The following is a 13,700-nucleotide window of genomic DNA, read 5'->3' on the forward strand; positions in this document are numbered from 1 at the left end:
GGGGGGGTGGGGGGGCCTCTGTGGGGGGCTGCGCCCCGGGCTGCCCGGGGGGGGGCTCTGGCCCCGCGGGGGCCGCCCTCTTCGCGGGCCCGGGCGGGTCCTGGGAGGACGGTCCGGGGCCTTCGACGTCAGGCTGTGAAGCTCATGAAGCTGCTGAACTCGCACCCGCGTGGCGAACGCAGTCGCGTGCGAGTTCGGGGTTCGCCGGTCAGGAGCGGTAGAGAGGGCCCGCTGAGTCCCTTCCGGCGGTCAAATCAAGTAGACGGGGGCTCAGCCCTGGAGGGTGGCGACCTTGGAGGCCAGCGCCGACTTCTTGTTGGCGGCGGCGTTCTTGTGGATGACACCCTTCGAGACAGCCTTGTCGAGCTGACGGGACGCCTCGCGAGAAGCCGCGGTGGCCTTCTCGACGTCACCGGCGGCAGCGGCCTCGCGGGCCTTGCGGATCGCGGTCTTGAGCGACGACTTGACAGCCTTGTTGCGCAGGCGTGCCTTCTCGTTGGTCTTGTTCCGCTTGATCTGGGACTTGATGTTCGCCACGTTATGAGCCTTCTCAGCTTTGATGAATTCGTTTGACTCGGTACAGCATCTGTACAGCAGCGTCCGGTGTACAGCAGCGTCCGGACTCCCACCCCGCCGAGGCGGAGTGAACAGGGAGCAGGATGCAGCAAGCCAGGCTAGCAGCGACCCCGCGACCGGCCCAAACCGGGCGCAGTCCCGCACCCATGGGACCATGGAAGCTACGTATCGATCCGCGTCCACCCGAGACGAGACGCCGCGCGTCTCAAGAATCAGGACCCTGCGTGCCCGCGACCCCTCTCCACGTGCCCGAGCCGAGCCGTACGGACCCGGCGCTGCTCCGCAACTTCTGCATCATCGCCCACATCGACCACGGCAAGTCGACGCTGGCCGACCGGATGCTCCAGCTCACCGGAGTGGTCGACCAGCGGCAGATGCGCGCTCAGTACCTCGACCGGATGGACATCGAGCGCGAGCGCGGTATCACGATCAAGTCCCAGGCGGTCCGGCTGCCCTGGGCCCCCACCACGGGGGAGGACCAGGGCACGACCCATGTCCTCAACATGATCGACACGCCGGGACACGTGGACTTCACCTACGAGGTCTCCCGTTCGCTCGCGGCCTGCGAGGGCACCATCCTGCTGGTGGACGCCGCACAGGGCATCGAGGCGCAGACGCTCGCCAACCTCTACCTGGCGATGGAGAACGACCTCACCATCGTCCCGGTGCTCAACAAGATCGACCTGCCGGCCGCCCAGCCGGAGAAGTTCTCCGAGGAGCTGGCGAACCTCATCGGCTGCCGGCCCGAGGACGTCCTGCGCGTCTCGGCCAAGACCGGTGTCGGCGTGGACGCCCTGCTCGACAAGGTGGTCAAGGAGGTCCCGCCGCCCGTCGGTGTGAAGGACGCCCCCGCCCGCGCGATGATCTTCGACTCGGTCTACGACTCCTACCGGGGCGTCGTCACGTACGTCCGTGTCATCGACGGTCAGCTCAACAAGCGCGAGCGGATCCGGATGATGTCCACCGGCGCTGCTCACGAGCTGCTGGAGATCGGGGTCTCCTCGCCGGAGATGACCCCGGCCGACGGCATCGGCGTCGGCGAGGTGGGCTACATCATCACCGGCGTGAAGGACGTACGGCAGTCCAAGGTCGGCGACACGATCACCACCCTGAACAAGGGGGCGACCGAGGCGCTCGGCGGGTACAAGGACCCCAAGCCGATGGTCTTCTCCGGCCTCTATCCGCTGGACGGCTCGGACTACCCCGAGCTGCGCGACGCGCTCGACAAGCTCCAGCTCAACGACGCCGCCCTGGTCTACGAACCGGAGACCTCCGCGGCGCTCGGCTTCGGCTTCCGCGTCGGCTTCCTCGGGCTGCTGCACCTCGACGTGATCCGGGAGCGGCTGGAGCGCGAGTTCGGCCTCGATCTGATCGCCACCGCCCCCAACGTGGTCTACCGCGTCGAGATGGAGGACGGCAGCGAGCACACGGTCACCAACCCGAGCGAGTTCCCCGAGGGCAAGATCGACTCGGTGCACGAGCCGGTCGTACGGGCCACGATCCTCGCCCCGAGCGAGTTCATCGGCGCGATCATGGAGCTGTGCCAGAGCCGCCGCGGCACGCTGCTCGGTATGGACTACCTCTCCGAGGACCGTGTCGAGATCCGCTACACGCTGCCGCTCGCCGAGATCGTCTTCGACTTCTTCGACCAGCTCAAGTCCAAGACCCGCGGCTACGCCTCGCTCGACTACGAGCCCACCGGCGAGCAGACCGCCCACCTGGTCAAGGTCGACATCCTGCTCCACGGCGACAAGGTCGACGCCTTCTCAGCGATCACCCACCGGGACCAGGCGTACGCGTACGGGGTGCGGCTGGTCGCCAAGCTCCGCGAGCTGATCCCGCGGCAGGCGTTCGAGGTGCCCATCCAGGCGGCCATCGGCTCCCGGGTCATCGCCCGCGAGACCATCCGCGCCATCCGCAAGGACGTGCTGGCCAAGTGCTACGGCGGTGACATCTCCCGGAAGCGGAAGCTGCTGGAGAAGCAGAAGGAGGGCAAGAAGCGCATGAAGATGGTCGGCAGCGTGGAGGTCCCCCAGGAGGCGTTCATCGCCGTGCTGTCCAGCGACGACTCCGGAGGCAAGGCGAAGAAGTAGCCGCCTCCGGACCACTCCGGACCAATACCACCGCTACGGGCCCTCACACCGCGCTGTGAGGGCCCGTAGTGACATCGGTACGGCGGACCGGCAGGGTGGCGACGGCAGCCCGTCAGGATGGCGGCTTTGTTATGAAGCGGCAGCCCACCGCCCCTTACGCACCGGGCGGACGGCCCTTACTCTGAGCCCAGATTCATAGTTACTCGTCGGTTAGTTACTCGTCAGTCATGATGGTTCTCGCCAGTCACAATTCAGTCAGCACGTCGGCAGCGCTGCCGCGGGCCCGGAGGATGCCGTGAGCGACACACAGAACTTGATCGAGAACCGGCCGCCCTCCGTGGCGACCCTCTTCGTTGAGCGCGTGGCGGCCACGCCGGACGCGGAGGCGTACCGCTACCCCGTGCCCGCCGCCGGCCCCGGTCCCGACGAGTGGCGCTCGCTGAGCTGGGCCGAGGCGTCGGCGCGGGTGTACGCGGTGGCCGCCGGGCTGATCACGCTCGGCGTACGGGCCGAGGAGCGGGTCGCGCTCGCCTCTTCCACCCGCGTCGAGTGGATCCTCGCCGACCTCGGGGTGATGTGCGCGGGCGCCGCGACGACCACGGTCTACCCCTCCACCAACACCGACGAGTCCGCGTACATCCTCTCCGACTCGGAGAGCCGGGTGCTGATCGCGGAGGACGCCGCCCAGCTCGCCAAGGTGCGCGAGCGCCGCGCCGAGCTGCCGCACCTCGCCCATGTCGTGGTGATCGAGGCGGCCGACGCCGAGCCCGCCGAGGGCGACCCCGAAGGGTGGGTGCTCTCGCTCGCCGACCTGGAGGCGCGCGGCACCGCGTACCTCGCCGAGCACCCCAAGGCGGTCGAGGAGCGGACCGAGGCGATCACGGCCGAACAGCTCGCCACCCTCATCTACACCTCGGGCACCACGGGCCGCCCCAAGGGCGTACGGCTGCGGCACGACAGCTGGTCGTACATGGCCAAGGCGATCGCCGCCACCGGCCTGATCAGCGGGAGCGATGTGCAGTACCTGTGGCTGCCGCTCGCCCATGTCTTCGGCAAGGTGCTGACGTCCGGGCAGATCGAGGTCGGCCATGTCACGGCCGTGGACGGCCGCGTCGACAAGATCATCGAGAATCTGCCGGTGGTCCGGCCGACCTACATGGCCGCCGTGCCGCGGATCTTCGAGAAGGTCTACAACGGTGTCGCCGCCAAGGCGCAGGCCGGCGGTCCCGCCAAGTACAAGATCTTCCAGTGGGCGGCCGGGGTCGCCCGTGAGCACGCCAAGGCCGCCCAGGACAACTTCCGCCGTACGGGCACGAGGTCCGTGCCGTTCGCGCTCGGTGCCCGCCACAAGGTGGCCGACGCGCTCGTCTACAGCAAGCTCCGCGAGGCCTTCGGCGGCCGGCTGCGCGCCGCCGTCTCCGGCTCCGCCGCGCTCGCGCCCGAGATCGGCTACTTCTTCTCCGGCGCCGGGATCCACATCCTGGAGGGGTACGGGCTGACGGAGAGCAGCGCGGCCAGCTTCGTCAACCCGGGCGAGGCGTACCGCACGGGCACGGTCGGCAAGCCGCTGCCCGGCACGGAGGTGCGGATCGCCGACGACGGCGAGATCCTGCTGCGCGGGCCGGGTGTGATGGCCGGATATCACGGGCTGCCGGAGAAGACCGTGGAGGTGCTGGAGTCCGACGGCTGGTTCCACACCGGGGACATCGGCGAGCTGTCGGCCGACGGCTACCTGCGGATCACCGACCGCAAGAAGGACCTGATCAAGACGTCGGGCGGCAAGTACATCGCACCGGCCGAGGTCGAGGGCCAGTTCAAGGCGGTCTGCCCGTTCGTCTCCAACATCCTGGTGCACGGCGCCGACCGGAACTTCTGTACGGCGCTGATCGCGCTCGACGAGCCGGCGATCCTCGGCTGGGCGGCCGAGAACGGCATGGCGGGCAGGCCGTACGCCGAGGTGGTCGCCTCCCCGGAGGTCGAGCGGCTCGTCGACGGGTACGTGAAGCGGCTCAACGAGGGCCTGCAGCGCTGGCAGACCATCAAGAAGTTCCGGCTGCTCCCCCGCGACCTGGACATCGAGCACGGCGAGCTGACGCCCAGCCTCAAGCTCAAGAGGCCCGTCGTGGAGCGCGAGTACAGGAATCTCCTGGACGAGATGTACGAGGGCTCCCGCGCGGCCTAGGGTCTGTGGTTTGGGTCAGGCGAGCCCAGCATGATCCAAACCACAGACCCTAACCGCGACACCCGGCCACACCGACGGGCGCGCGGGCGCGACGACCGGTGCACGAACCGACCGGTCCGGCGGGTCCCGCGGGGCGTACGAGGCGGGCGTGACGTGCACGACGGGCGGGGCCGGAGGGGCAGACCTGTTGCCCTACCGGTCCCGCCCACGCCGTAGTTCGCCCAGGGCGTCCTCGATCCGCTCCAAGTGGCGTCGTACCTCGGCCAGATGCTCCGGGGCGTCGCTCCGCAGCGCGTCCTCGATCTTCGTCAGCCGGCCCGCGACCTCCTCCAGCTGCTCCTGCTCGCGCGCCAGGGCCCGCTCCAACTGGCGGTTCTTGCGGTGCAGATCGAGGAAGACGCTGACCTTGGCCCGCAGCATCCACGGGTCGAAGGGCTTGGTCAGGAAGTCGGCCGCGCCGGTGGCGTACCCACGGAAGGCGTACCCGCTGTCGGAGCCGGGGCCGTTCAGGAAGATGATCGGAATGTCCTTGGCCCGGTCGAGCTTCTTGATCCGGTACGCGGTCTCGAAGCCGTCCATGCCGGGCATCCGGACGTCCAGCAGCACCAGGGCGAACGGCTGGCGCAGCAGCGCCTCCACCGCTTCTTCCCCCGAACGCGCCCGTACCAGCCGCTCGTCGAGCGAGGCCAGCACCGCTTCGAGCGCGATGAGGTTGTCCTCCATGTCGTCGACGAGCAGGATGCCCGCACGTTCCGTGCCGACCGCTGTGCCGTTCATGTGCTGATCATCCTTGTTGCTCCTTGTCCGGCCTGTGTCTTTCGGCCAGGGAGGCAAGAATGCTCTGTCCGGGGCGCTTTCGCACGTGGTTCCGGCGGTTTGGCCCGCCGTGCGCGCCACCCGTCGCGCCACCCCTCCCGCAACCCGATCCGCAACCCCTCCCGTACGGACCCGCCCGGCGCGCCGTTTCCGCTGTCAAGACCCCGGGGCAATCTCCGGTGACTTCCCTAACTCGGTGCGTAGGAATGCCCTCCGTCTGTCACTCTGTCGGGATCGTAAGCGGCACAACGCCAGAACCGGATCAGGAGCCGCAGTGGGGCCCATTCCGATCCCGCGCGAAACCCGCCACCGTCCGGCACCCCAGGTGCCGTTACGGAGGGACGCGCGGTCCATCTCCCGTACCAGCCTGCCCGGCAACCCGCTCGCCCCGTCCGCCGCACGCCGTTTCGCACGCGCGGCGCTCGCGGACTGGACCCGCCTCGGGTTGCTCGCCACCTGCACCTTCTGCCAGGGGGAGACATGCTGCTCCCCGGGCAAGCACAGCACCGATCTGCTCGCGGACGACGCCGTGCTGATCGTCGACGAACTCGTCACCAACGCGGTCGTGCACGCGGGCACCACCGTCGAACTGCTCTGCCGGCTCGAAGTCCCCTCCGGGGACGCTCCGGAGGACGCCGCCGGGGACGGCTCGGGGGACACCTCCGAGGCGCCGGTCCCCGACGAACCGGCCGCGCTCGTCCTCGAAGTCTCCGACCACCATCCCGCGCGGCCCGTGCAGAGCGACCCGAACGGACCGCCGCCGTCCGGATCCGGCACTCCCGAGTACGGCCGCGGTCTGCAACTCGTCTCCGCGCTCGCGGAACGCTGGGGCATCACCTACCGCTCCGGCCTCAAGACCGTCTGGGCCCGGCTCCCCCTCGAAGGCCGGGACGCGGACCCCGGCCGGGGCGCGGCCGAGCCGGCGGCGCGGCGCGGGCCGCGTGACGCCGGCACCGCCGCCCCGGAGGTCCGGCGCGCCGTCCGGGACGACCCGGAGTGGGCCGGCGGGGGCGCGCACTCCTTCCTCGCCGAGGCATCCGAACTGCTCGCGGGACAGCTCGACGAGGACCTGGTCGCCGCGCTCGCCGGGCAGCTGCTGGTGCCCCGCCTCGCCGACTGGTGCGCCGTCTGGCTGGACGGTGAGGACGCCCAGGCGGCCGCGGCGCCCCGGCTCGCCCGCGTCTGGCACGCCGACGAGTCCCGGATCGAGCCGCTGCGCACGGCGCTGGAGAAGGAGCCGCCCCGGCTTCCGGCCCCGCCGTACGCCACGCCGGTACCGGTGCCCTGGCCCGCCCTGGAGACGCCCGCCCTGGAGACGACGGAGACCGCGGGACCGGACTCCCTCGTACCGGATCCCGCGGGACCACCGGAAGAAGTCACGGCGGAGGACGCGGCGGAGGGCGCGGCCGTGGAGGGCGCGGCGCTCGCCTGCCGGCTCGTCGCGAACGGCCGCTCCCTGGGCACACTCATGATCGGCCGCCCCGGGCGGAGCACCGTCCCCGGCGAGGTGACCTCCCTCGTCGAGGACTTCGCCCGCCGAGTCGCCCTGGGCATCGGCGCGGCCCGCCGCTATGCCCGCCAGGTCACCATCAGCCGCGTCCTCCAGCGCGGGCTGCTGCCCAGCCAGGTGGCGCGCATCCCGGGCGTCACCAGCTCCCTCGTGTACGAACCGAGCGACGACGGGCTCGCGGGCGGCGACTTCTACGACGTCTTCCCCTGCCCGCCGGACGACCGCTGGTGCTTCATGCTCGGCGACGTCCAGGGCAGCGGCCCCGAAGCCGCCGTCGTGACCGGCCTCGCCCGCCCCTGGCTGCGGCTGCTCGCCCGCGAGGGGTACGGCGTCGGCGCGGTCCTCGACCGCCTCAACCGGCTGCTGCTCGACGACGCGACGGAGGCGGCCGAGTCGGCGTCCCTGATGGCCGCTGTGGCGGCCGGAGGGACCGGCGCCCCGCCAGGAGCCCCACAGGCGTCTCCGGGGCTCCCCGAGGGCCGCCAGGCCCGTTTCCTGTCGCTGCTGTACGGCGAGCTGACGCCCCGGCCGGACGGTACGGGCGTGCGGTGCACCCTCGCCAGCGCCGGCCACCCCCTGCCGCTGCTGCTGCGGCCGGACGGCACCGTACGGCCCGCCGCGGAGCCGCAGCTGCTGCTCGGGGTGGTCGATTCCGTCGCGTACGAGAGCAGCACCTTCGACCTGGAACCCGGGGACACGCTGCTCTGCGTCACCGACGGCGTCACGGAGCGCCGCTCGGGCCGCCGGATGCTGGACGACGGCGACGGGCTCGCCCGCGCCCTGGCGGGGTGCGCGGGGCTGACGGCGCAGGGCGTCGCGGAGCGGATACGGCGCGCGGTGCACGAATTCGCGGAGACGCCGCCGGGGGACGACCTGGCGCTGCTGGTGCTCCAGGCGGAGTGAGCGGAGGGACACGAGGCGGTACGGGCCGGGGATCCGGGGCGCGCCCCACAGCGCCCCGCTCTCCCCGGCCCGCGCCGCCCGGACCCCGCCCCCGCACCGCCCCGCCTCCGGCCCGTACCGCTCCCGACCCGCGCGTCCCGCCGGCTTCCTCCCGTACGGGACACTGGGGGCATGCCTTCCGCACTGCCCGACGGCGACCCCATGCCCGAGACCGGCGCGCTGCCCCGGCACGCCCTGGCGGGCGCGGCGGACCGGCCGCTCGGCTTCTACCTGCACGTTCCGTACTGCGCGACCCGCTGCGGCTACTGCGACTTCAACACGTACACGGCGACCGAGCTGCGCGGCTCCGGCGGCGTGCTGGCCTCCCGCGACAACTACGCCGACACCCTCGCCGACGAGGTCAGGCTGGCCAGGAAGGTCCTCGGCGACGACCCGCGCCGGGTCCGTACGGTCTTCGTCGGCGGCGGCACCCCGACCCTGCTCGCCGCCGGGGACCTCGTACGGATGCTGGGGACGATCCGCGACGAGTTCGGTCTCGCGGACGACGCCGAGATCACCACGGAGGCGAATCCGGAATCCGTGGACCCGGCGTACCTCGCCACCCTGCGCGAGGGCGGCTTCAACCGGATCTCCTTCGGCATGCAGAGCGCCAAGCAGCACGTCCTGAAGGTCCTCGACCGTACGCACACCCCGGGCCGCCCCGAGGCGTGCGTCGCGGAGGCCCGCGCCGCCGGGTTCGAGCACGTCAACCTCGACCTGATCTACGGCACACCGGGGGAGACCGACGCCGACTGGCGCTACACCCTCGCGGCGGCGGTGGGCGCGGGCCCCGACCACATCTCGGCGTACGCGCTGATCGTCGAGGAGGGCACCGGGCTCGCCCGCCGGATCCGGCGCGGTGAGGTGCCCATGACGGACGACGACGAGCACGCGGACCGCTACCTCATCGCGGACCGGGTGCTCGCGGAGGCGGGCTTCTCCTGGTACGAGGTGTCCAACTGGGCCACCACGGAGCAGGCGCGCTGCCTCCACAACGAGCTGTACTGGCGTGGCGCGGACTGGTGGGGCGCGGGCCCCGGCGCCCACAGCCACGTCGGCGGTGTGCGCTGGTGGAACGTGAAGCACCCCGGCGCGTACGCCCAGGCCCTCGCGGAGGGCCGCTCCCCGGGCGCGGGCCGCGAACTCCTCACCGACGAGGACCGCAGGGTGGAGCGCGTCCTGCTGGAGCTGCGCCTGGCCGACGGCTGCCCCCTGTCCCTCCTCCGCCCGGCCGGTCTGACCGCCGCCACCCGCGCCCTGTCCGAAGGACTGCTCGCGCGGGAGCCGTACGAGACGGGTCGCGCGGTGCTGACGCTGAAGGGCCGCCTCTTGGCGGACGCCGTCGTCAGGGACCTGGTGGACTGATCACCCGCCAGGGTGAACCGCGGCGGATCGCGGGCGCGGCCGCTCAGGCCGCGCCGCCGACCGCGCGCCCGCTCAGGCCGAGCCGCCGACCGTGACGAAGTCGATCAGCTCCTCCACCCGGCCCAGCAGCGCCGGCTCCAGGTCCCGGTAGGAGTGCACGCGGGACAGGATCGCCTGCCACGCCGCCCCCGTGTTCGCGGGCCAGCCCAGCGCCTCGCACACGCCCGTCTTCCAGTCCTCGCCCCGCGGCACCTTCGGCCAGGCCCGGATGCCCACCGAGGACGGCTTCACCGCCTCCCAGACGTCGATGTACGGGTGGCCCAGCACCAAGACGTCCGCGACGTCCGCGCCGCCCGCCGCCGCCGCGATACGGGACTCCTTCGAGCCGGGCACAAGATGGTCGACCAGCACGCCGAGCCGCGCGTCCGGCGCCGGGCCGAACTCCGCCACCACCGCCGGGAGATCGTCGATACCGCCCAGGTACTCCACGACCACGCCCTCGATGCGCAGATCGTCGCCCCAGACCTTCTCCACCAGCTCCGCGTCGTGCCGCCCCTCCACATAGATCCGGCCCGCCCTGGCCACCCGCGCGCGGGCGCCCGGCACCGCGACCGAGCCCGAGGCCGTACGGGCCGGGGCGGCCGGCCGCGCGGCGCCCCCGCCCGGGCCGCCCGGCCGGGGGCGGACCAGCGTGACCGGCCGGCCCTCCAGCAGGAAGCCGCGCGCCACCATCGGGAAGACCCGGTGCTTGCCGAACCGGTCCTCCAGCGTGACCGTCGGCCCCTCGGCGGTCTTCTCGCAGCGGATCACCGCGCCGCAGAAGCCCGTCGTCACCTCCTCGACCACCAGATCGGGTTCGGCGGGGACCTCCGGCGCGGGCGTGGACTTCTTCCACGGGGGCGTCAGATCGGGGCTGTAGCTGCGCATGCGCACGACGATATGCGGGGGTCGCCCGCCGGGCTACGCGGGCGGCCCCGGCCCGCCGAACCGCGCCGCCAGCGTGTCCCGTTGCGCGCGTACGAACGCCGCGTCCACCACCGCACCGTGCCCCGGTACGTACACCGCCCCGTCCCCGCCGCCCAGCGCCAGCAGCCGGTCCAGGGCGGCGGGCCAGCGCGCCGGGACCGCGTCGGGGCCCGCCTGGGGCTCGCCCGACTCCTCCACCAGGTCCCCGCAGAAGACCACCGCCGGGGCGCCGGGAGGCTCCCCGCCCGCCCCCGGCACCAGCAGCGCCAGGTCGTGCGCGGTGTGCCCCGGGCCGACGTTCGCCAGCAGCACCCGCCGCCCGCCGCCCAGGTCCAGCGTCAGCTCCCCGCACACCGCGTGCCCCGGCCGTACCAGCAGGTCCACCGCCTCGGCCGCCTCCGCCTCCGCGACACCCTCCCGTACCGCCTCCTCGTAAAGGCTCCCGGCGGGGCCGCCCGCGCCGCCCCCGGACAGCAGCTCCGCCGCCCCCACCGCCCCGTAGACCGCCACCCCCGAGAACGCCGCCGCCCCGAGCACATGATCGAAATGCGGATGGCTGAATGCGACATGCGTCACGCGCCGGCCGCCGAGCAGCGCCCGCGTCTGCGCCCGGAGTTCGGCGCCCTCCCGCAGCGTCGACCCCGTGTCGTAGAGCAGCGCGCCCCGCTCCCCGGCCACCAGACCGACGGTCGCGTCCCACCCCGGAAGGCGTCTGCGGCCCACTCCGGGGGCCAGCCGCTCCCACCCGTACTCTTCCCAACGGACGTCCATACCGGGACGCTACGGGAGAGCACTGACATCCGGCGCCGCGATCCGCGGGGATCCGCCGGGTAGCCTGGTCGGCCGCTCTTGCTCGGGGTACGCCTTACGGCCGTACACTGAACCGGGAGCGCTGGCACTCCGCAGGAACGAGTGCCAATGAGCGCCGCGGCGGGCGAAGGACGACGGACGACATCGGGAGGTGTGCGCCATGCTCAGCGAACGCAGACTTGAGGTGTTGCGCGCGATCGTCCAGGACTACGTCGGCACCGAGGAGCCCGTCGGCTCCAAGGCACTCACCGAGCGGCACAAACTGGGTGTCTCCCCGGCGACCGTGCGCAACGACATGGCGGTGCTGGAGGACGAGGGCTTCATCGCCCAGCCGCACACCAGCGCCGGGCGCATCCCGACCGACAAGGGCTACCGCCTCTTCGTCGACCGGCTGGCCGGGGTCAAGCCCCTGTCCCTGCCGGAGCGCCGCGCCATCCAGAACCTGCTGGACGGCGCCGTGGACCTCGACGACGTCGTGGGCCGTACGGTGCGGCTGCTCGCGCAGCTCACCCGGCAGGTGGCCGTCGTCCAGTACCCCTCGCTGACCCGTTCGACGGTGCGGCACGTGGAGCTGCTGGCGCTCGCGCCCGCCCGGCTGATGCTCGTCCTGATCACCGACACCGGACGGGTCGAGCAGCGCCTGGTCGACTGCCCCGCGCCGTTCGGCGAGACCTCTCTCGCCGACCTGCGGGCCCGGCTCAACAGCCGGATCGTCGGACGCCGCTTCACGGACGTCCCGCAGCTCGTGCAGGACCTGCCCGACTCCTTCGAGCAGGAGGACCGGGGGACCGTGTCGGCGGTCCTCGCGACCCTGCTGGAAACCCTGGTCGAGGAGACGGAGGAGCGGCTGATGATCGGCGGAACCGCCAACATCACCCGCTTCGGACACGACTTTCCCCTGACCATCCGGCCGGTGCTGGAGGCGCTGGAGGAGCATGTGGTGCTCCTCAAGCTGCTCGGCGAGGCCGCGGACCCCGGCATGACCGTACGTATCGGGCACGAGAACGCCCATGAGGGCCTCAACTCCACGTCCGTCGTCGCGGTCGGCTACGGTTCGGGCGACGAGGCAGTCGCCAAACTCGGCGTGGTCGGACCGACCCGCATGGACTACCCCGGAACGATGGGAGCGGTACGCGCAGTGGCACGTTACGTCGGACAGATCCTGGCGGAGTCGTAAGTGGCCACGGACTACTACGCCGTACTCGGCGTACGCCGCGACGCATCTCAGGACGAGATCAAGAAGGCATTCCGCAGACTCGCGCGCGAGCTGCATCCGGATGTCAATCCCGATCCGAAGACGCAAGAGCGCTTCAAGGAGATCAACGCCGCGTACGAGGTGTTGTCGGACCCGCAGAAGAAGCAGGTCTACGACCTCGGCGGCGACCCGCTGTCCTCCAACGGGGGCGGCGGCGCGGGAGGGTTCGGGGCCGGCGGCTTCGGCAACTTCTCGGACATCATGGACGCGTTCTTCGGTACGGCGTCGCAGCGCGGCCCGCGCTCGCGGACGCGGCGCGGCCAGGACGCGATGATCCGGCTGGAGATCGACCTCAACGAGGCGGCCTTCGGCACGACCAAGGACATCCAGGTCGACACGGCGATCGTCTGCACGACCTGCTCGGGCGAGGGCGCCGCGCCCGGCACCTCCGCCCAGACCTGCGACATGTGCCGCGGCCGAGGCGAGGTCTCGCAGGTCACCCGCTCCTTCCTGGGCCAGGTCATGACCTCGCGGCCCTGCCCGCAGTGCCAGGGCTTCGGTACGGTCGTGCCGACGCCCTGCCCCGAGTGCGCGGGTGACGGCCGGATCCGCTCCCGCCGTACGCTCACGGTCAAGATCCCCGCGGGCGTCGACAACGGCACCCGGATCCAGCTCGCGGGCGAGGGCGAGGTCGGCCCGGGCGGCGGCCCCGCCGGTGACCTGTACGTGGAGATCCACGAGGTCCCGCACGCGACGTTCCAGCGGCGCGGCGACGATCTGCACTGCACGGTGACGATCCCGATGACGGCGGCGGCGCTGGGCACGAAGTGCCCGCTGGAGACGCTGGACGGCGTGGAGGAGATCGACGTACGGCCCGGCACGCAGTCCGGCCAGTCGATCCCGCTGCACGGCCGCGGCATCACGCACCTCCGCGGCGGTGGCAGGGGCGATCTGATCGTCCACGTCGAGGTGATGACCCCGACGAAGATGGACCCGGAGCAGGAGCGCCTGCTGCGCGAACTGGCCCAGCTCCGCGGCGAGGAACGGCCCACGGGCCAGTTCCAGCCAGGGCAGCAGGGGTTGTTCTCGCGTTTGAAGGATGCGTTCAACGGGCGGTAGGCGGGTTTGTCCGGCCGGGGGTCCGGGGGTGGGCCCCCGGGTGGGCGCAGTCAGCCGGGGCAGCAGGGGTTGTTCTCGCGTTTGAAGGACGCCTTCAACGGGCGGTAGGCGGGCCCTTTGAGGGTT

General features: G+C 71.9%; 10 protein-coding genes. 6 read left to right on the forward strand and 4 right to left on the reverse strand.

All coding sequences use genetic code 11. The features are described from left to right. Nucleotides 1-270: 270 nt before the first annotated feature. Nucleotides 271-537 carry a 30S ribosomal protein S20 gene (rpsT, locus tag ACFTZC_RS12770; RefSeq protein ID WP_329827156.1) on the reverse strand — a complete coding sequence of 89 codons (267 nt, stop codon included), beginning with the start codon at nucleotides 535-537 and terminating at the stop codon, nucleotides 271-273. Between the two features lie 263 nt (nucleotides 538-800). Between rpsT and lepA the strand changes: the two genes are divergently transcribed. Together lepA and ACFTZC_RS12780 are read left to right on the forward strand one after the other, a co-directional pair. Beyond that, on the forward strand, nucleotides 801-2,669 hold the full coding sequence (gene lepA / locus ACFTZC_RS12775; protein ID WP_382888826.1) for a translation elongation factor 4: 1,869 nt from the start codon (nucleotides 801-803) through the stop codon (nucleotides 2,667-2,669). Nucleotides 2,670-2,964: 295 nt separating this feature from the next. Then, complete coding sequence (locus tag ACFTZC_RS12780) at nucleotides 2,965-4,851, forward strand: AMP-dependent synthetase/ligase (protein ID WP_382888827.1); 1,887 nt, start codon at nucleotides 2,965-2,967, stop codon at nucleotides 4,849-4,851. A gap of 192 nt (nucleotides 4,852-5,043) precedes the next feature. Here ACFTZC_RS12780 and ACFTZC_RS12785 read toward each other — a convergent pair whose 3' ends face one another. Next, entirely contained in the window at nucleotides 5,044-5,628 is a 585-nt protein-coding gene (locus tag ACFTZC_RS12785) for a two-component system response regulator (protein WP_382888828.1), read from the reverse strand. 313 nt (nucleotides 5,629-5,941) lie between these two features. Between ACFTZC_RS12785 and ACFTZC_RS12790 the strand changes: the two genes are divergently transcribed. Together ACFTZC_RS12790 and hemW are read left to right on the forward strand one after the other, a co-directional pair. Next, nucleotides 5,942-8,080 (forward strand): SpoIIE family protein phosphatase, encoded by a 2,139-nt coding sequence (locus ACFTZC_RS12790; protein ID WP_382888829.1) that lies wholly within the window; start codon nucleotides 5,942-5,944, stop codon nucleotides 8,078-8,080. 171 nt (nucleotides 8,081-8,251) lie between these two features. After that, a complete protein-coding gene (gene hemW / locus ACFTZC_RS12795; protein ID WP_382888830.1) occupies nucleotides 8,252-9,484 on the forward strand; it encodes a radical SAM family heme chaperone HemW in 1,233 nt (410 codons plus the stop codon). Nucleotides 9,485-9,556: 72 nt separating this feature from the next. Here hemW and ACFTZC_RS12800 read toward each other — a convergent pair whose 3' ends face one another. Then, nucleotides 9,557-10,411 carry a DUF3097 domain-containing protein gene (locus ACFTZC_RS12800; protein WP_382888831.1) on the reverse strand — a complete coding sequence of 285 codons (855 nt, stop codon included), beginning with the start codon at nucleotides 10,409-10,411 and terminating at the stop codon, nucleotides 9,557-9,559. Between the two features lie 33 nt (nucleotides 10,412-10,444). Next, entirely contained in the window at nucleotides 10,445-11,221 is a 777-nt protein-coding gene (locus ACFTZC_RS12805; RefSeq protein WP_382888832.1) for an MBL fold metallo-hydrolase, read from the reverse strand. A gap of 199 nt (nucleotides 11,222-11,420) precedes the next feature. Between ACFTZC_RS12805 and hrcA the strand changes: the two genes are divergently transcribed. Further along, a complete protein-coding gene (hrcA, locus tag ACFTZC_RS12810; protein ID WP_365819111.1) occupies nucleotides 11,421-12,437 on the forward strand; it encodes a heat-inducible transcriptional repressor HrcA in 1,017 nt (338 codons plus the stop codon). After that, entirely contained in the window at nucleotides 12,438-13,574 is a 1,137-nt protein-coding gene (gene dnaJ / locus ACFTZC_RS12815; protein WP_382888833.1) for a molecular chaperone DnaJ, read from the forward strand. Nucleotides 13,575-13,700 lie beyond the last annotated feature (126 nt).

The organism is Streptomyces sp. NPDC056987 (assembly GCF_042673865.1).
In the GTDB taxonomy this organism is placed as follows: Bacteria; Actinomycetota; Actinomycetes; order Streptomycetales; family Streptomycetaceae; genus Streptomyces.